This is a genomic window from Brevundimonas sp. VNH65, assembly GCF_049445955.1.
GTDB lineage: Bacteria > Pseudomonadota > Alphaproteobacteria > Caulobacterales > Caulobacteraceae > Brevundimonas.
On the sequence record NZ_JBMSDX010000001.1, the window covers coordinates 199,777 to 217,808 of the forward strand.

Here is an 18,032-nt window from a genome sequence, read left to right on the forward strand (position 1 = left end):
TGGGAAGGTCCTAGGCCGGTGGCGTAAGGGCGACCCATGGCTCAACTGGGAGAGGCGCATGACGCAGGCGGAGATGGACTGGCGCGCGGCGCCGTGCCGGCCCGTGCGTTTCGGGGACGTGGGTCTGGTGGTGACCGATCGGCCAGATGGATCACGGGTGTTGTCGGCCAGGGCGGCGCTCCAGCCCTATGAGCGGAACCTGCTGAAGACCTTCTGGCGATGGGCCGATCGCGACCCCGATCGCACCTGGATCGCGCGGCGCGAGCCGGACGGCGCGGGCGGGCGAGGCGACTGGGCGCGCCTGTCCTATGGCGAGGGGCGCAGCCGGGCGTCGTCCATCGCGGCCTGGCTGATCCGGAGGGGGGCGCGGCCGGAGCGTCCGGTGCTGATCCTGTCGGAGAATTCGCCCGCACACGCCTGCTGGCTGTTCGGGGCGATGGCGGCGGGCGTCCCGGTCTGTTCGGTCAGCGTGAACTACTCCACCCTCGGGGCGGGGGACGACTTCTCCCGACTTCGCCATGTGGTCGATCTGATCCGGCCGGGCGTCATCGTCGCCGAGCACGGCCACGTGTTCGCCGAGGCGATCCGCGCGGTGGCGCCTGCCGACGCCGTGATCGTGGCGGGCGACGCCGCCGCCGTCGGGCCGCACGCCGTCGAGTTTTCGGAGGTGCTGGATCGGCCGGACGTGGCCGGGATCGGCGCCCGCATCGACGAGCTCGATCCGACGGCGCCGGCCCGCTACCTGCTGACCTCCGGCTCGACCGGTCTGCCCAAGGCGGTGATCCACACCCAGGCCATGATGACCGGCAACACCGCCAGCGGGTTCCAGGCCATGGGCGACGCCTTCGCCTGGGACGGGGAGGTTCTGGACTGGCTGCCCTGGAGCCATATCGCCGGGTCGTCCCTACTGACCAACATCAGCCACCTGGGCGGGAGCCTCTATATCGACGACGGGCGGCCGACGGCCGAGGCCTTCGGCGAGACCCTGAGAAACCTGCGCGAGCTGCCGCTGCGGTTCTACGGCACCATGCCGCTGGGCTATTCGCTGCTGGCCGACGCGCTGGAGATGGATGAGGCGCTGCGCCGGGTCTTCTTCCGCGAACTGCGGGCCATGCTGTTCGGCGGCGCCGGCCTGCCGCAGGCCCTGCACGACCGCTTTCAGAAGCTGGCGGTCCAGACCACGGGCCAGAGGTTCGTCTTCGTCTCCGGCTATGGCTCGACCGAGACCGGCTCGGCGATCAGCTACACCTGGTGGGAGAGCGACAAGGTGGGGATCGGCCTGCCCGTGCCCGGCGCCGAGCTGAAGCTGGTTCCGGCGGGGCAGGCGTATGAGGTCCGGGTCAAGGCCGCCAGCGTGACCCCCGGCTATTTCAACGATCCCGCCCGCGACGCCGAGGCCTTCGACGAGGAAGGCTGGCTGAGGATGGGCGATCTGGCGGACTTTCACGACCGAGACGATCCGTTGCAGGGCCTGTATTTCGCCGGCCGAACGGGGGAGCAGTTCAAGTTGGGCAACGGGGCCTTCGTTTCGGGCGGGCGGGTGCGCGGTCTGATCCTGGCCGCCTGTCCGGGTCTGATCCGCGACCTTGTGGTGTGCGGGGACGGTCGCGAGCAGCTGGGTCTGCTGGTCTGGGCGGACGCCGCGGCGTGGACGCGACTGGGACCGGACGGCGTGTCGCGAGCCGTGCGCGAAGGCCTGGTCCGCCACAACGCGGACCATCCGGGCCAGACCGAACGCGTCGGGCGTCTGATGTTCCTCGAGGAGCCGCCCAGCGTCGCCGGACAGGAACTGTCGGACAAGGGCTCGATCAATCGATCCGCCGTCGTGCGCCGCCGCGCCGACGCGGTGGACCGCCTCTTCGCCCGGTCGGCGGGGCCTGAGGTGATCGTGGTCTGAGGGTCAGCCGAACAGGTGGGCGACCCAGCCGGCGACGGCCTGGACGATCTCGACCACCGTCTTCCAGATCAGGAACAGATAGGCCGCGGTGGCGGCGGTCCAGAAGGCCCCGATCAGCACCGAGACGCCGTCCTTCTGCATAACGCCCAGGGCGAAGAACAGCATCGCCAGTCCGGGCAGCATGTCCCCGAACGGCACCGGCAGGGCCATGACGGCGGCCAGGAGCACGCAGGCGGATCCCATCAGGATTTCAGGCCCGGGACCTGTCAGCATCGGCAGACGCGGCCGGGTCAGGTTCTCGACATAGCGGATCGGCTTCAGCACACGCGACACCGCCCGACGATAGGCGACCCGGCTCAGCGACGCCTTCAGCGCCCAGCGCGGCAGCCACACCTCATTGCGCTGGATCGCCAGTTCAAAGGCCAGCAGGATAATCGGCACGGCGAACACCGCCTTGCCGCCCGGCGGCCAGGGCAGGAGGGCCATCAGGGTCAGGACCAGGATCAGGGCGCCCAGGCCGCGATCACCGAAGGCCTCGACCACCTCATCCAGCGTCAGTTTCGGATCGTCGCCCTGGCCGAGCGACTCCAGCACCTCGGAAAAGGTCCGGTGCGAGGCGGCGGGCGAAGGGTGGATCAGGGACATGCGAAACGGGGGACCAGGGGGACCCATCTGGTCCGGCCGACACTTAGGATGCGACGCGCCGTGACGCCAGCGTCAGTTCCTGACGTGCTCGGGTTTTCCCGTGCGTTTGGTGTGGGCGAGCTCTTCCAGCTGCCTTTCGGTCATGGTTTCGGCCATCGACTTCGACGCGCCCTTCAGCTTCGACTTCGGCGTGTCGCCGCGCCTGGCCGAAAGAGCGGCGCCGGCGGCCTTTTGTTGTGCGGCGGATTTGGCGGGCATGGGCGGCTCCTTTGACCTACCCAATCCTTGAGACTCAGGTCGGGTTCCGGCGACCGACGCCGACCCGGCGTTCCAGATTGTCTCGCGCCCTGGCCTCGAAGGAAGCGCGGCCCCAATCGCTGAGATAGAGGTGCTCGCGTTTGAGGAAGCCCGCCAGGATTTTCCGCCGACCCATTTCGTAGAGCGGCCGGAGGACGTGGCGATATTCCTTGCGGATGGCGCGATCGTAGGCGTCGAACGCCGCTGACGAGGCGCCGAGGATCGACAGATCCATGTCCAGAAACTCGGCCAGGTCTGCTTGCTCTTGCGGCGCCAGGTCGTCGGGAATTCGGTGGGCCGCTGTGGCCTCCGTAAGGACGACTGCGCGGTCAATAGCATCCTGCTCCCAGCCGGGTAGAGCAGTCGCAGCCAACAGTCGTGCGCTCGCGGCCTCATTGTCCTTGGCCTTCGGGTCATAGATCGCGTCGTGAAACAGAACGGCGAGGAAGACAGCGTCGGCGTTGAACAGTCCCGCTGCGCGCTGGTCGAACCAGCCCAGCAAAGCGGCGATGTGGAGCCACGAGTGATAGTGACGCTGAGGCTCCGCATACCGGCGCTTCAGGTCGTCGAGAACGGCCCCTGGGATGCGGGAAAGCCGTTCCTGCGACGGCGTCATGACCCCAGCAGCTCCCGCCCGATGAGGAACCGCCTGATCTCATTGGTCCCCGCCCCGATGTCATAGAGCTTGGCGTCGCGGACCAGGCGTTCGACGGGCCATTCCTTCGTGTAGCCGGCGCCGCCGAGGGCCTGGACGGCCTCCAGCGACACCTTCACGGCGTTCTCCGAGGCCAGCAGGATCGCGCCCGCCGCGTCGTAGCGGGTGGTCTTGCCGGCGTCGCAGGCGCGGGCCACCGCATAGACATAGGTGCGGGCCGAGTTCAGGGCGACGTACATGTCGGCGACCTTGGCCTGCATCAGCTGGAAGGAGCCGATGGCCTTGCCGAACTGCTTGCGCTCGCGGACGTAGGGCAGGACGACGTCCAGCGCGGCCTGCATGATGCCCAGCGGCCCGCCCGACAGGACGGTGCGCTCATAGTCCAGGCCCGACATCAGGACGCCGGCGCCGCCGCCGACGGGACCCATGACGTTCTCTTCCGGGACCTCGCAGTCCTCGAACACCAGTTCGGCGGTGTCGGAGCCGCGCATGCCCATCTTGTCCAGCTTCTTCGAGACGCTGAAGCCCTTCATCCCCTTTTCGATCAGGAAGGTGGTGACGCCGCCGTTGCCGTCGCCGGTGCGGGCGTAGACGACCAGGGTGTCGGCGGTGGGGGAGTTGGTGATCCAGAACTTGGTGCCGTTCAGGACGTAGCGGTCGCCCTTCTTCTCGGCGCGGGTGCGCATGGACATGACGTCCGAGCCGGAGCCGGCCTCGGACATGGCCAGCGAGCCGAGATGTTCGCCGGAGATCAGCTTCGGCAGATACTTCTGCTTCTGCTCCGGGCTGCCCCAGCGGCGGATCTGATTGACGCAGAGGTTGGAGTGGGCGCCGTACGACAGGCCGATCGAGGCGGAGGCGCGCGAGACCTCCTCCATGGCCACGACGTGCTCCAGATAGCCCATGCCGAGGCCGCCGAACTCTTCCTCGACGGTGATTCCGTGCAGGCCGAGCTCGCCCATCTCGGGCCAGAGGTCGCGGGCGAACTGATTGGTCTCGTCGATCTTGGCGGCGCGCGGCGCCAGGCGGTCTGCGGCCCAGCGGGCGGTGGTCTCGCGGATCATGTCGGCGTTCTCGCCGAGGCCGAAATCCATCGATTGGGGGGCGAAGGGAATGCTCATGCCGCCGGGTTAGCACGAAGCCGCGCCGACCGGCGAGAGGGTCGCCCCCGACTGACCTCAGCGGTCGTCGGTGATCCGCTGATAGATGTTGTAGGCCGACACCCCGACGCAGGCCGCGCCGATCAGCGCCAGAACACCCGCAATGGCCAGGATGCCGCCGACGTCGGTGTTGGCCAGGGAGGCGCGTCGCAACGCCGCCATGGAAATGGCCAGCGACACCAGGCCGAACCCGCCCATCACCAGATAGGCCCAGACCTTGCGCCAGGCGAAGACATTGGGCTTCGGGTCGAACGGCTCCCCCCAGGCCGGACCGGCGCCGGACAGGTTCAGTTCGCCGCTGTCCTGTTCGAACAGGCCCGGCGCCGCAGCGACGGGCGCGGCCTCGTCGCGCGGCCAGACCAGGCGAGGCGTCGCCAGTCCGGCGCTGTCGGTCGGCCCGCCCAGGTCCTCGTTCAGGGCCGGCCAGACCAGCGGCGCCGGCGCGGGCGGCGGCGAGGTCAGGGTCGAACCCAGGGTCGAACTTTGGGGTGCATTGGCGAACGGATCGGCCCCCGGGGCCTCGGGCAGGACCAGCGGGGCCTGGACCGACGGCGCCGCCCAGGTCGGCGTCACGGGCGGAGCGAGCGGCTCCATGTCGCCGGCGGGGGTCTCGACTTCAGGCGCATCGACGGCGGGCGCATCGACAACTGGCGCTTCGAGCATGGGCGCATCGACCGCAGGCGTCTCCACCTCCGGCGCTTCCGCGGCGGGCGTCGGGGCTTCGGCTTCCACCTGAGGAAGGAGTTCGGCCTCGACGGAAACGGGTTCGGGCGCGGGCTCGACCTCGGTCGCGGCCTCGGCGGCCTCGGCGACGGGCAGCGCGTTCTCGACGGCCTCGATCACGGCCGGCTCGATTTCCGCAACCTGGGTCGTCGCGGCCTCGGGCGTGAGGTCGGCGTCGCCTTGCGGCGTGTCGTCGTTGGCCGTGGGCAAGGGACCGAAGTTCGTGCCGGAATAGGCCATGTAGCGCGGCGAGAAGACCGGAGTGACCGGCGCCGGCTCCACGATGTCGGTCACCGCTGCGGCGGCCTCGACCGACGCTTCCACGGGCGTGTCGGCGAGGGGAGGGGGGGTGTCGGCCTCGGCCGCCGGCTCCGGGTCAGGCGACACGGCGGCTGCCTCGGGCGATTCCGTCATCGAGGCGCCGTCTTCGGCGTCTTCGGTCGAGACGGCGGGCGCGTCTGCGGCGGCCGGTTGGGACACGTCATCGGACGGGGGCGCCGTCTCCACCGCGCTCTCGGCATCGGCGGCCGAACCGTCGACCTTCGCGTCTGCGTCTGCGTCTGCGTCTGCGGTAGCGAGGGCCGCCTCTGACGGGGCTTCGATCCCTCCCTCAACCGGAGCCGGTTCGACCGCGTCGGCGTCGTTGGGTGCAGCGTCCGCCAGGACCGGCGCCTCAGGGGTCGTCGGCTCCGGCGCGACGGGAATCGGCAGGGGCGCGGCCAGCAGGTCGGCCAGGGCCACGGGCTGGGCCGGGTCGGCGAGGAACAGAGCCCGTTCGGCCGCGCGACGGCGCAGGCCGACATCGCGACGAACCGGTTCCGGCCAGCCGGCCAGGGCCTCTGCGGTCGCGGCGTCGTCGCCGGCGTTGAACCGCGTCAGGACGTCGGAAAAGCGGAAGGTGTCAGGGCCGACCGAGAAGGCGAAGCTGGCCAGGGCGTCGTACTGATGCTGGTTCACTTCACGGGTTAGGCCCTGGGACAGGGCGGCCTGGACCGGCATCAGATCGTATTGCAGCAGCAGTTCGGCCTCGGCCTCGCTGACCGACGCCCCCTCGCGAGCCGACGCCCGGTGCCCGTAGCCGATGATCCAGCCGCCGTCAGGGCCGGCGACGGCGCGCGACCGAAAGCCCTCGAAGCTCTTGATCAGCAGAACCCCCTCGCGGGAGATCTTCATCCGGGGACTGGCGGCGTCGGACACGGCAATTGACCCAAATCGGCACAGGCGGGGTCGCCCGTCACGGGAACACGCAACTCCCGCGCCGTCCTTTTACAGCAGGACGATCGTCGCGAGACCGAGGAAGATCAGGAAGCCGAAGAAATCGGTCGTCGCCGTGACGAACACCGCCGAGGACACGGCCGGGTCGAACTTCAGGCGCGACAGGGTCAGCGGCGTCAGCATGCCCACCGAGGCCGCCACCAGCAGGTTCAGCACCATGGCGCCGGCGATGACCAGGCCGATGCGCCAGTCCTCGTCCCGGAACCACAGGGCGGCCGCCACGCCGATGAGGGGCGCCAGGACCAGGCCGTTGGCCATGCCGACCATCAGCTCGCGCACGAAGGTCCGCATGGCGTTGGCCGAGTTCAGCTCGCGCGTGGCCAGGGCGCGCACCGTCACTGTCATGGCCTGGGTGCCGGCGTTTCCGCCGATGGCCGAGACGATGGGCATCAGCACGGCCAGGGCGACGATCTGCTGGATCGTGCCCTCGAACAGGCCGATGACGCTGGCGCCCAGGGCGGCGGTGATCAGGTTGACCGTCAGCCAGGGCACGCGGCCGCGCACGATCTCGGGCACGGACGAGCCGCGATCCTCGTCGGCGACGCCGGCCAGGCGCAGGATGTCCTCGCGGTTCTCTTCCTGGATGATGTTGACGATGTCGTCGACGGTGATCTGGCCGACCAGTCGCCCGCCCGCGTCGACGACGGGCGCCGAGATCAGGTGATACTTCTCGAAGATGTAGGCGACCTCTTCCTGGTCCTGATCGACGGCGATCTCGTTGATCGGCTCCATCAGGTCGCTGAGCAGGGTCGCCCTCGGCGCCCGCAACAGCTGGCTGATCGCCACCCCCCCGACCGGGCGGTTGACAGGATCCACGACATAGATGTCGAAGAACAGCTCCGGCAGGTCCTCGCTCTGGGAGCGGACGTGGTCGATGGTGTCGCCGACGGTCCAGAACTGCGGCGCGGCCATCACCTCGCGCTGCATCAGGCGGCCGGCCGATTCCTCGTCATAGGCCAGGGAGGTCTCGATGGCGGCGCGATCGGGCGCCGGCATGGCCGACAGCACCTTCTCGCGCTGGTCGTCCTCCATCTCCTCCACGACGGCGGCGGCGTCGTCGGAATCCAGCTCCTGCAGCGCCTCGGCCAGGGTGCCGTGCGGAACCCGCTCCAGCACCTCCTCGCGAATGCCGTCATCCAGCTCGGGCAGGGTTTCGGCCAGCAGTTCCGGCGGCAGCCACAGCACCACGACCGCGCGATGCTCGGCCGTCAGGAAACCCATCAGGTCGGCGACGTCGGCGGGGTGCAGGTCTTCCAGCAGCGAACGCAGCCGCATGCCGTCGCCGTCGTCGGCCGCGTCCACGACCTTTTCGACGAACCCCGGCGTCAGGACATAGTCCTCGTCCAGCGCGGCGTGATCTTCGATGACGTCAAGGTCGAGAGTGGCTGTCTGGTCGCTCACGCGGTCGCCTCCCTCTCGATATGTCCAGCCTGGTAGGAGCCGAAATCTATCCCTGATTCTGCCTCGATCCCGGTCAAAATCTGAAACGTGTCCGGCGAGGCCGGTCAGGACCGATTTTGACTTGGCGATGGTGCGGTCGAGAAGACTCGAACTTCCACGGGTTGCCCCACAGCGACCTCAACGCTGCGCGTCTACCAATTCCGCCACGACCGCTCGCATCGGAGGCGGGGCGATAGCGCAGGTCGTGAGGAAAGAAAAGAGGAAAGCGGCGCGGCGGGGTCAGGCCTGACCGGCGGCGAAGTCGTAGACGTCGGCGGGCCGGGTCACCGTGATGGCGATCCGGTCGTCGCGGATCTCGATCTGGCCGCGCGCCACCGGATGGTTGTTGGCCAGAATCCAGACCTCGTCGTTCTCCGACGCGTCCAGCGGAATGACGGCGCCGCGACCCATCTTCAACAGCTGCGCCATCGGCAGGACCGAACGGCCCAACACGACGGAAATCTCGACATTGACGGCGTTGATCTGGCTCAAGACGGGCTCTGGCTTGGTCGGGCGTCGATAAGGACTGTTGCGCGCCGCGATCCGCCCCCACATTGAGGCCGCATGATTGCCGACCCGTTAAACATCCCGGAGGGGTCCACCCTGTTTCGGCTCGACGACGCGCCGGTGGAATGGGTCGTGGCGCCGGCGCCCGTCGCCTATGAGGACGCGGTGGCCGAGATGGAGGCGCGGGTCGCCGCCATCGCCGAGGGCCGTGCGCCGGAGCGGATCTGGCTGCTGGAGCATCCGCCGCTCTACACGGCCGGGGTGTCGGCCCGGGACGACGACCTGCTGGCCCCCGGCCGGTTCCCGGTTCACCGCACCGGGAGAGGCGGCCGGTTCACCTATCACGGGCCCGGCCAGCGGGTGGCCTATGTGATGCTGGACCTCAATGCGCGGGGCCGCGACGTGCGTCGGCTGGTGCGCGGGCTGGAGCAGTGGCTGATCCTGGCGCTGGACGCCTTCGGCGTGGAGGCCGGCGTGCGTGACGGCCGGGTCGGGGTCTGGGTCGAGCGCAAGGGTCCGGCCGATCCGCAAGGTCCGGGCGCCGGCGGTCTGTGGCGGCGCGAGGACAAGATCGCCGCCATCGGGGTCAAGGTCCGTCGCTGGGTCACCTTTCACGGGATCAGCCTGAACGTCGAGCCGGAGCTGGAGCATTTCACCGGCATCGTGCCCTGCGGCATCGCCGAGCATGGGGTGACCAGCCTGGTCGACCTGGGCGTGCCGGCGACGATGGACGAGGCGGATGCGGCCCTGAAGTCGGCCTTCCAGAAGATTTTCGGCCCTGTCGTAAAATCGGTCGCGCCCGAAATACGCGCTTAACAACCACGGTTTACGCTCGCAGCTCAGGTTGGCGTTCCAATGTGGGGTTGGCGATGGGTGCGATGACGGCGGCTGCCGCGGCGGTTCCACGCCAGGCCGATCCGTCTGTCGATCTGACCACCTTTTTCGACGTGTCGCTGGACATGCTGGTCATCCGCGACATGGACGGGCTGGTTCTCAAGGCCAGCAAGTCCTGGGAGACCGTCCTGGGCTGGCGCGCCGACGAACTCGAGGGCTTCCCCCTTCTGCGGCTGGTGCATCCCGACGACCTCGCCGCGACGCTGGACAGCGTCGTCGAGGTCGAGACCCGGCGACCCGGCGGCCCGGTTCACGGCCAGATCAACCGCTACCGCCACCGGGACGGCTCCTATCGCACGCTGGAATGGCGGGCGCATCGCTTCGGTGACCGCATCTATGGCGTCGCGCGGGACGTCACCGACCGCGTGGCCGCCGAACGCGCCCTGGTCGAGGCCAAGGCTGCGGCCGAGGCGGCCAGTCGCGCCAAGAGCGATTTCCTCGCCAATATGAGCCACGAGATCCGCACCCCGCTGAACGGCGTGCTGGGCCTCGCCGGTCTGCTGGCCGGTCAGGACATGCCGGACGAGCAGCGACGCCTGGTCGGCATGATCTGCCAGTCCGGCGCCACTCTCGAGCGGCTGGTGTCCGATCTGCTGGACATGGCCAAGATCGAGGCCGGGCGCATGACCGTCGAGGCCGCGCCTTTCCGGCTGGCGGACACGGTGATGGCGGCCGTGGCCCCGCACGAGGTTCAGGCCCGGGCCAAGGGACTAAGCCTTGATCTGACCGTCGCCGATCGGGTGGCCGACGCCAGATTGCTGGGCGACAGCACGCGCCTGGGCCAGATTCTGACCAACCTCCTGTCCAACGCGGTCAAGTTCACCGACGCCGGTCGCGTGTCGATCGCCGTCGATCTCGTTGCGGACGGCGACATGGAGCGACTGACGTTCGAGGTGGCCGACACCGGCGTCGGGTTCGATCCGGCCTTCATGGCGCAGCTGTTCGAGCGGTTCACCCAGGCGGACGAGAGCATCACGCGCCGCTTCGGCGGCACGGGCCTGGGCCTGTCCATCTGTCGCGCCCTGGCCGATCTGATGGGCGGTGCGATCGAGGCGGAGTCACGCCCGAGCGGCGGCAGCCGCTTCACCTTCACCCTGTCGCTGCCCCGCGATGACAGCGTGACCAGCGGCGGCCCGCGCCCGGCCGCCGTCGTGCCGACGGGGCTGCGGGTGCTGCTGGCCGAGGATCATCCGGTGAACCAGCAGGTCGTGCAGTTGATCCTGGCGGCCGTCGACGCCGAGGTTGAAACCGTGGAGGACGGCGCCGCCGCCGTGAAAGCCTTCGAGGCCGGGGCGTTCGATGTCGTGCTGATGGACATGCAGATGCCGGTCATGGACGGTCTGGCGGCGACGCGTGAAATCCGGCGCCGGGAGACCGAGGCCGGGGCGCGGCCGACGCCGATCATCATGCTGACCGCGAATGCGATGGGCCGGCACCGCAGCGACGCCCGTCTGGCCGGCGCCGATCTGCATCTCGCCAAGCCGGTGACGCCGGAGCGGTTGCTGGACGGAATCGGTCAGGTGATCGCCGCCGAATCTGCCTGATCGGACGACGCCGGGTCCGATTCCGGACGGGAGAGATTGTCGCACGGTCAGCTTTCGCCGGTCGCCAGGGGTTGGCAAGCGGGGTCGAGAAAGGTTTAACGCAAGCCTTCTTCCCGCGACCGATTATCTGGAGCGCTCCCCGTGTTGTCTCGCCTGCTCGCCGCCTCGACGGCCGTTCTCGCCCTGACCGTGTCCGCCGGAGCCGTCCAGGCTCAGGACTTCCGCGCGCTCGCCCGCCAGGATCTGCAAGCCGCCCATGACGCCCTCCAGGCCAACCACCCGGCGGCGGTCGTGCAGGGGCAGGCCAGCGCCCCGTTCCGCAGCTGGATCGACACGGGTCTGGCCGACGCCATGGCCAAGGCCGGTCAGGTCAACAGCGGCGACAGCCACGCCTATCTGATGCGCTACTATGCGGGCGGATTCCGCGACTCGAACATCTCGATGACGCCGAGCTTCGAGGGGCTGAGCCCCTATTTCGCTATCGGCTGGCCGGGCTTCACCACGGGTTGGCGCGACGGCAAATACGTCGTGACCTACGTCAAGCCGGGCGTTCGCAGCACGCCGCCGGTCGGCGCGGAACTGGTCGATTGCGCCGGCAAGTCCGCCGAGGATCTGGCGCAGGAGAAGCTGGACCAGTGGGAGGCCGACCTGACGTCCGAGGCCGGCCGCGTGCGCAGCGCGCCCTTCCTGCTGTGGAACCGCAACAACCCGTTCACGGCCGGCATGCCGATGGCGTGCAATTTCCGCATCAACAACAGCCGTCGGGCGCGCGAATTCCGCCTGACCAACCAGCCGGTCCAGATCGCCGATCTGGAAGCGGCCTATCGCGCCACCGTCTATGTCGCGCCGGCCCAGCCGCTGGCCATCGAGAGCGTCAACGGCCGCCCGTGGATCCATGCCCATTCGTTCGCCGACGCCGCCGGCTGGGACGCCTTCAACGCCCAGGTCGAGGCCCAGGCCGCGACCCTGCGCGCCCAGGGCTTCGTGCTGGACCTGCGCGGCGCGCGCGGCCAGTCCTACAACTCCACCACGCGCGGCTATGGCCTGGCCAACCGCATCTGGACCCCCGAATTCACCGTCAGCCGCCAGCCGGCCGCCGGCGAGATCACCTATCGCGCCACCGCCGGCAACCGCCAGTGGTACGCCGAGACCCTGGGCCGGATGGAGGCCGATCCCCGCTTCGTCCAGGAATCGATGCCGGTGATCGAAGAGACCCGCGCCATCATCGCGGCCATGGACGCCGCCATGGCCTCGGGTCAGCGGACCTTCACTCTGACCGGCCGCCCGCCGGTGGCCGACACGGGCGCGCCCAATCCGGTGCAGGGACAGGTGGTCGTTCTGGTCGACGCCGGGTGCGCCGGCGGCTGCCTGGACACGCTGGACCTGCTGCAGCGCCTGCCCAACGTCCGCATCGCCGGCTCGGAAACCTCGACCGACTCGATCTTCATCGAACAGACCACCCAGCGTCTGCCGTCGAACTATTCGGACCTCAGCTACGGCCACAAGGCCTGGACCTCGCGCCAGCGTCCGTCCAACACCGGCTTCAAGCCCGCTCAGGGCCTGGCCTACACGGGCAACCCGGCGGACGAAGCCGCCGTCCGGACCTGGGTCGGCACCCTGTTCCAGTAAGGAAAAGGGGCGCTATCGCTCGCGGCTTCAGCGCCGTGTTCGGGGGGCGCTACCGCTCCTGACGCGGTCATTCGCTGCTTGAGCGCCTATCTGGATTTGGGCCGGACGGGGTGGAACCCTCGTCCGGCCCTTCCTATTTCACGACCATGACCGCGCCCCAGACCGACCCCGTCCGTTCCGCCTCCGGATATGACCTGACCCCGCCCAGCGAGGGCCAGCGGGTCGCGCTGGAAGCCGACCTGAATCCCGAGGAGGCGCGCGTCCTGCTGTCGCACGGCACTGAGGCGCCGTTCTGCGGCGTGCTGCTGGGCGAAAAGCGGGCCGGCGTCTTCTGCTGTCGACAGTGCGGCCTGCCCCTGTTCCGCGCGGGAACCAAGTTCGAGAGCGGCACCGGCTGGCCGAGCTTCACCGAGCCGGTCGATCCGGATCACGTCGTCGCCATTCGCGACACCAGCTACGGCATGGTTCGCACCGAGACCGTCTGCGCCCGCTGCGGCGGGCACCAGGGGCACGTCTTCCCCGACGGGCCGCCGCCGACCGGCCTGCGCTACTGCATCAACTCCGTCGCCCTGAGCTTCGTGCCGGAAGGGCAAGCCTTGCCCGATCCGTTACGGCGTGGAGACGGCGTGGCCTGAACCTCGCCGCATTCGACCGCCACGGTGCGGCTGCGGGATTGATCTCGGGGTCGGGCCGCAGGAGACTTCGCCCATGCTGATCGCCCAGACCCTGGCCCAGACCCTGGCCCTGACCGCCCTGGCCCTTGTCGCTGGCTCCGACGATCCGGACGCGGTGGTGACGACGGCGCCGACGGGCGTGCAGTCGGTGGCTGTGGGCGCCGTGGCCCCGACCGCCGAGGCGTCGCCCAGCGTGTCGCTGGACTCCCAGACCCCGCACGGCCTGACCACGGCTCAGCAGATCGAACGCTGGGTCGCGGCGGGGGAGGCGGTGCGCCGCCCGGCCGACGCCGCGCGCGATCCCTTCGCCTTCGACGACCGCAAGATGCACGGCGAGGTCTTCGCCGGCATCGGCACCGGCGACCACACGGCCTTCGGCGCGCGGGTCTCCCTGCCGATCGGCGAGACCGGGCGGCTGGATCTCAGCTACAGCGAGTCGAAGAACAGTCCGTACGGCTATGGATACGGCTATGGCTTCAACGGCCGCGCCGCCTACGATCCGCGCTTCGGCTCCAGCTATCGCGGCCACTACGATCCGGAATTCTTCGGCGAGGGCGTCGTCTGGCCGGGCCGCACCTTCCGCCCCTGGCGCGAGCGCGAAGAGGCCTATCCCGAACGCGAGGCCAGGACGACGGCGACGGATTGAGGCCGTCCTTCCAAGCCGATCGACGCCTTATGCTGGTGAACGGCGTCGGTGTGAGCGATGGACCCTGACCTCGTGAGCGCGGCAGCAGGTCAGCCCGTCAGTCGTCGGCCGGAGCGCGGTTCATCAGGGCGGCGACGGCTTCAGCCTGGGCGTTGGCGTGGCTGCGGCGTGAGCGGGAATTGTACAGCGCCCATAGATAGGAGCGGTCCCATTCGCTGAGGCCGGCGATCTGGTCCGGCTGGCTGAACAGATTCAGCACCGTGTCGAACGCCGCCGTATCCGCCTGCGGGTCGATCTGGGCCAGGGTCACCATCGCCAGATAATCGCCCAGCTGGTCGGCGCCGAGGCCGATCACGTCATCGATGTCCACGATCACGATCGACTTGTAGATCTGGTCGACGACCTGGGAGTTCAGGCGCGACGACACGTTGGTCTGGACGATGGGTGCAACGGCGCAATCCGCCGGCTGGTCGCATCCCAGAACAGCGGCGATGCGCGGCGGCATCGGCCCGCCGGTCGGGTCGCCCGGCGCCCTTACGGCGCGTCGCCCGGTGTCGCTGTTGATCGGAATGCTCAGAGTCCACCAACGAACCGGCCGATCGGTGTCCTGAAAATCTCTCAGGGCGGCTGCGCCTCGGTCCGTCCCGCTCGTCCCTGGCCGGAATACGTCCGGATCGGCCCGGACCAAGGCTTGTGCGACACTGCGCGCGTCTGCGGAAAAGATCACGATCAGATTGGCGTCGCAGCCGGGACCCTCGACCTTGATTCCGAGGTCCACGGCGCGATTGCCCAGTCGGTCGGCGATCGGTTGGGCCACGTCTCGATGCAAATTCGCCACGGCGGCGCAAACGCTTCGCCAGCGCGCGAGCCCCCGACGCGGCGCCGGCGCCGCGACGCGGCTGACGAAGCGACGGGCGGTGTCGACATTGCGTTGTGCGGTCACCGTGACATCCGGCAGCTGCGTCGGCGGGCTCTGCTCAGCCTCTTGCACGACCAGCGATGCGGCTAAGAGAAGGGCGAGCATGTTCATGACGCGAGCTCATATGACTGACGGCGAGGACGGCGGCCCGTCGTGTGCGGAGGGCCGCTTTCCCCCAAACATATCCTACACGAAATAACGCGGATCAGCGAACTTCGGGCCAGCCTGGAGGTTTGCAACCATGGCCGTGTTGGCCCATCCGTGCCCATGATGGGTCATTGCGCGGAAAACGAAGAAGGCCCGGTCGGGAGACCGGGCCTTCTGTCTGTGGTGGTGCCGCCGGGGGGAATCGAACCCACGACCTCAGCCTTACCAAGGATGCGCTCTACCACTGAGCTACGGCGGCGAAATCTGAGGAAGCGGCCGTATAGCCAAAGGTCCGGCGGGGGGAAAGCCTTAAATGCGGCTTGGCGCGGAAAGTTTTTGCGGGCTTGATGCGGCCATGGCCGACCGTCCCGACATCCCCGCCGCAGACCCCGTTGAGGCGGGCGCGCCCGAAGCCCCGCCGCCCGCCGCGCCGCGCCGTTCGCCGGAGCAGAACCAGCGGGCGGAGCGGTTGGCCAAGGCGTTGCGGGACAATCTGCGCCGCCGAAAGGCGCCGCGCGCCCCGGCGGCTCGCCCGGAAAACTGACACGACGGGGGACCGTTCCCGCGCGACGAAGGCGGCAACCGAAAGTCATCCGTTGCCGGCGCCGTCCCCCTTTCGCAGGACCCGGCTGGGGCGCTAGATAGCCGGCTCGCCGCCTCCACCATCGGACGCGGCGCCAGGATCGACATGGACAGTATTGCGGTTCGGGGCAACGGCCCCCTCCACGGCGACATTCCCGTCAGCGGCGCCAAGAATTCGGCGATCAAGCTGATGGCCGCCTCGATCCTGACGGACCAGCCGCTGCGGCTGACCAATATGCCGCGCCTGGCCGACACCAAATTCCTGGGCCAACTGCTGCGCCAGTTCGGGGTCCAGGTGATCGAGAGCGACGGCGCGGCCGAGGCCGGCGTGAACGGCCAGCAGACCCTGTTCCACGCGGCCGAGATCACCTCGACCTTCGCCCCCTATGATCTGGTGCGCCAGATGCGGGCCAGCTTCAACGTGCTGGGACCGCTGCTGGCGCGCACGGGGCACGCCAAGGTCTCCCTGCCCGGCGGCTGCACCATCGGGGCGCGGCCGGTCGATCTGCATCTGGACGCCCTGTCGCGGCTTGGCGCGGTGATCGAACTGGAGGAGGGCTATGTCTCGGCCGTGGCGCCGAAGGGGCTGAAGGGCGCGGAGATCGAGTTTCCGTTCGTTTCGGTCGGGGCGACCGAGCACACCCTAATGGCGGCGGTCCTGGCCGAGGGGACGACGGTCCTGCGGCGCGCGGCGCGCGAGCCGGAGATCGGCGATCTGGTCCGCTGCCTGACCGCCATGGGCGCGAAGATCGAGGGTGTGGACACCGACGTCCTGACCATCACCGGCGTGTCGTCCCTGTCGGGCGCGGACTGGGCGGTGATTCCCGACCGGATCGAGATGGGCTCCTATGCCTGCGCCGCCGCCATGGCGGGGGGCGAGGTGCGGCTGACGAACGCGCGCGCGGATCTGATCCAGGCCCTGACGGACAAGATGGTCCAGGCCGGGGTTGAGGTGACGCCGACCGACGACGGCGTGGTCGTGAAGCGCGATCCTGCCGTGCGGCTGAGGGCGGTCGATGTCGCCACCGAGGTCTATCCGGGCTTCGCCACCGACCTGCAGGCCCAGTTCATGACCCTGATGACCACCGCGGAGGGCGAGAGCGTCATCCACGAGAACATCTTCGAGAACCGCTTCATGCATGCGCCGGAACTGGGCCGGCTGGGGGCGGATATTTCGGTTCACGCCGGCGAGGCCCGGGTGCGCGGCGTGGACGGGCTCAAGGGCGCGCCGGTCATGGCGACCGACCTGCGCGCCTCGGTCAGCCTGGTGATCGCCGGTCTGGTCGCCGAGGGCGAGACCACCATCGGGCGCGTCTATCACCTGGACCGCGGTTTCGAGCGGCTGGAGGAAAAACTCGGACGGTGCGGCGCCCAGATCCGCCGAATCCATGGCCCGCCCGTCGAAAGTCCGGCCGATGAGCACTGACGCTTCGACCCCCGACAGCGCGCGCGCCAGCGAACCCCTGCGGCTGCTGGCCGAGGACGGCGAGGACCTGGCCATCATCTCGGCGGCCCTCCAGGACGCCATCCTGCGCCCCGCCGACATCGTCTGGGAAAAGGCGGCGCGTCGCCTGACCATCGAGTTCAGCCGCTTCTGCTGGGAGTGCGGCGGCACGCGCGTGCGGTCGGCCATGCAGTTCGGCGACGTGCAGGCGGTCCAGAGCCGGGGTCTGCCCCGCCTGCCGGACACCCATCTGGAGCTTCTGGCGCTGGATTTCGCGCCGGGCGATCTGCCGGGCGGCTGGGTCACCCTGATGTTCGCGGGCGGGGGCGATCTGAGGCTGGAGGTGGAGTGCCTGGACGCCGTGGTGGTCGACATCTCGGATCGCTGGCCCGCGCGCGCGGCGCCGCGTCACCCCGAGGACGAGCCGGCCCCCGTCGCCGCCGAGGAGGGCGCATGAGCGAGCACAGGCTGCAATCGGTCGAACTGGACGCCGCGACCCTGCCGTCCGCGACCGCCGAAATCGAGCACGAACGCCGGGTCGCCATCTTCGATCTGGTCGAGAAGAACAGCTTCCGCCCGCTGGAGGACGCCGAGGACCAGGGCCCCTATGACCTGAAGCTGTCGCTGCAGGACAACCGGCTGGTCTTCGACATCGTCGCGGCCAAGGGCTTCGCCCGCACCTACGCCCTGTCGCTGACGCCGCTCAAGACAGTGCTCAAGGACTACGTCCTGATCTGCGACAGCTACTACGAGGCTCTGCGCGGCTCCTCGGCGACCCAGATCGAGGCCGTGGACATGGGCCGGCGCGGCCTGCACAACGAAGGGGCCGAGGCGCTCAAAGCGCGGCTGGACGGCAAGGTCGAGCTGGATCACGAGACGGCCCGTCGTCTCTTCACCCTGGTCTGCGCCCTGTATCGACGCGGCTGATCGGGTCCGGCCTCGACCGCACCTGGG

General features: G+C 69.2%; 18 protein-coding genes and 2 tRNA genes. 10 read left to right on the top strand and 10 right to left on the bottom strand.

Going from position 1 to position 18,032, the window contains the following annotated elements:
* The first annotated feature begins 58 nt into the window (after positions 1-58).
* Positions 59-1,897: an AMP-binding protein gene (locus ACO2Q1_RS00970; RefSeq protein WP_423327674.1), complete on the top strand. Its 1,839-nt coding sequence runs from the start codon at positions 59-61 to the stop codon at positions 1,895-1,897.
* 3 nt (positions 1,898-1,900) lie between these two features.
* On the opposite strand, the gene ACO2Q1_RS00975 is transcribed toward ACO2Q1_RS00970, so the two are convergent.
* The 8 genes from ACO2Q1_RS00975 to ACO2Q1_RS01010 form a co-directional block, all read right to left on the bottom strand.
* Positions 1,901-2,542 carry an exopolysaccharide biosynthesis protein gene (locus tag ACO2Q1_RS00975; protein WP_423327675.1) on the bottom strand — a complete coding sequence of 214 codons (642 nt, stop codon included), beginning with the start codon at positions 2,540-2,542 and terminating at the stop codon, positions 1,901-1,903.
* A gap of 72 nt (positions 2,543-2,614) precedes the next feature.
* Positions 2,615-2,800 (bottom strand): DUF3008 family protein, encoded by a 186-nt coding sequence (locus ACO2Q1_RS00980; protein ID WP_423327676.1) that lies wholly within the window; start codon positions 2,798-2,800, stop codon positions 2,615-2,617.
* A gap of 34 nt (positions 2,801-2,834) precedes the next feature.
* The gene (locus ACO2Q1_RS00985; RefSeq protein WP_423327677.1) at positions 2,835-3,455 is read right to left on the bottom strand and encodes a hypothetical protein; all 621 of its coding nucleotides are present in this window, start codon (positions 3,453-3,455) and stop codon (positions 2,835-2,837) included.
* Positions 3,452-4,615 carry an isovaleryl-CoA dehydrogenase gene (locus ACO2Q1_RS00990; RefSeq protein ID WP_423327678.1) on the bottom strand — a complete coding sequence of 388 codons (1,164 nt, stop codon included), beginning with the start codon at positions 4,613-4,615 and terminating at the stop codon, positions 3,452-3,454. Before ACO2Q1_RS00990 ends, ACO2Q1_RS00985 begins: the two co-directional genes overlap by 4 nt.
* Positions 4,616-4,672: 57 nt before the next feature.
* Entirely contained in the window at positions 4,673-6,574 is a 1,902-nt protein-coding gene (locus ACO2Q1_RS00995) for a glycoside hydrolase family protein (protein ID WP_423327679.1), read from the bottom strand.
* A 69-nt stretch (positions 6,575-6,643) separates the two neighbouring features.
* A complete protein-coding gene (mgtE, locus tag ACO2Q1_RS01000; RefSeq protein ID WP_423327680.1) occupies positions 6,644-8,053 on the bottom strand; it encodes a magnesium transporter in 1,410 nt (469 codons plus the stop codon).
* A gap of 128 nt (positions 8,054-8,181) precedes the next feature.
* Positions 8,182-8,266 (bottom strand) — tRNA-Leu (locus tag ACO2Q1_RS01005).
* A 66-nt stretch (positions 8,267-8,332) separates the two neighbouring features.
* Complete coding sequence (locus tag ACO2Q1_RS01010) at positions 8,333-8,584, bottom strand: FliM/FliN family flagellar motor switch protein (protein WP_423327681.1); 252 nt, start codon at positions 8,582-8,584, stop codon at positions 8,333-8,335.
* Positions 8,585-8,656: 72 nt separating this feature from the next.
* Between ACO2Q1_RS01010 and lipB the strand changes: the two genes are divergently transcribed.
* The 5 genes from lipB (at position 8,657) to ACO2Q1_RS01035 (ending at position 13,986) form a co-directional block, all read left to right on the top strand.
* Positions 8,657-9,415 carry a lipoyl(octanoyl) transferase LipB gene (gene lipB, locus ACO2Q1_RS01015; protein ID WP_423327682.1) on the top strand — a complete coding sequence of 253 codons (759 nt, stop codon included), beginning with the start codon at positions 8,657-8,659 and terminating at the stop codon, positions 9,413-9,415.
* A gap of 62 nt (positions 9,416-9,477) precedes the next feature.
* The gene (locus ACO2Q1_RS01020; RefSeq protein ID WP_423327683.1) at positions 9,478-11,037 is read left to right on the top strand and encodes an ATP-binding protein; all 1,560 of its coding nucleotides are present in this window, start codon (positions 9,478-9,480) and stop codon (positions 11,035-11,037) included.
* A gap of 141 nt (positions 11,038-11,178) precedes the next feature.
* Positions 11,179-12,666 (top strand): hypothetical protein, encoded by a 1,488-nt coding sequence (locus tag ACO2Q1_RS01025; protein WP_423327684.1) that lies wholly within the window; start codon positions 11,179-11,181, stop codon positions 12,664-12,666.
* Positions 12,667-12,812: 146 nt separating this feature from the next.
* Positions 12,813-13,301, top strand: coding sequence for a peptide-methionine (R)-S-oxide reductase MsrB (msrB, locus tag ACO2Q1_RS01030; protein WP_423327685.1), 489 nt, complete (start codon positions 12,813-12,815; stop codon positions 13,299-13,301).
* A 73-nt stretch (positions 13,302-13,374) separates the two neighbouring features.
* The gene (locus ACO2Q1_RS01035) at positions 13,375-13,986 is read left to right on the top strand and encodes a hypothetical protein (RefSeq protein WP_423327686.1); all 612 of its coding nucleotides are present in this window, start codon (positions 13,375-13,377) and stop codon (positions 13,984-13,986) included.
* Between the two features lie 97 nt (positions 13,987-14,083).
* On the opposite strand, the gene ACO2Q1_RS01040 is transcribed toward ACO2Q1_RS01035, so the two are convergent.
* Both ACO2Q1_RS01040 and ACO2Q1_RS01045 read right to left on the bottom strand, forming a co-directional pair.
* Positions 14,084-15,016 (bottom strand): hypothetical protein, encoded by a 933-nt coding sequence (locus ACO2Q1_RS01040; protein ID WP_423327687.1) that lies wholly within the window; start codon positions 15,014-15,016, stop codon positions 14,084-14,086.
* 220 nt (positions 15,017-15,236) lie between these two features.
* Positions 15,237-15,311: transfer RNA gene (locus tag ACO2Q1_RS01045), tRNA-Thr, on the bottom strand.
* Between the two features lie 96 nt (positions 15,312-15,407).
* Here ACO2Q1_RS01045 and ACO2Q1_RS01050 point away from each other — a divergent pair.
* The 4 genes from ACO2Q1_RS01050 (at position 15,408) to ACO2Q1_RS01065 (ending at position 18,005) form a co-directional block, all read left to right on the top strand.
* Positions 15,408-15,596: a hypothetical protein gene (locus tag ACO2Q1_RS01050; RefSeq protein WP_423327688.1), complete on the top strand. Its 189-nt coding sequence runs from the start codon at positions 15,408-15,410 to the stop codon at positions 15,594-15,596.
* Positions 15,597-15,740: 144 nt separating this feature from the next.
* Positions 15,741-17,060 (top strand): UDP-N-acetylglucosamine 1-carboxyvinyltransferase, encoded by a 1,320-nt coding sequence (gene murA, locus ACO2Q1_RS01055; RefSeq protein WP_423327689.1) that lies wholly within the window; start codon positions 15,741-15,743, stop codon positions 17,058-17,060.
* Positions 17,050-17,535 carry a DUF2948 family protein gene (locus ACO2Q1_RS01060; protein ID WP_423327690.1) on the top strand — a complete coding sequence of 162 codons (486 nt, stop codon included), beginning with the start codon at positions 17,050-17,052 and terminating at the stop codon, positions 17,533-17,535. Before murA ends, ACO2Q1_RS01060 begins: the two co-directional genes overlap by 11 nt.
* Positions 17,532-18,005, top strand: a complete 474-nt coding sequence (locus ACO2Q1_RS01065; RefSeq protein WP_423327691.1) for a UPF0262 family protein — start codon at positions 17,532-17,534, stop codon at positions 18,003-18,005. Before ACO2Q1_RS01060 ends, ACO2Q1_RS01065 begins: the two co-directional genes overlap by 4 nt.
* The last annotated feature ends 27 nt before the right edge of the window (positions 18,006-18,032 follow it).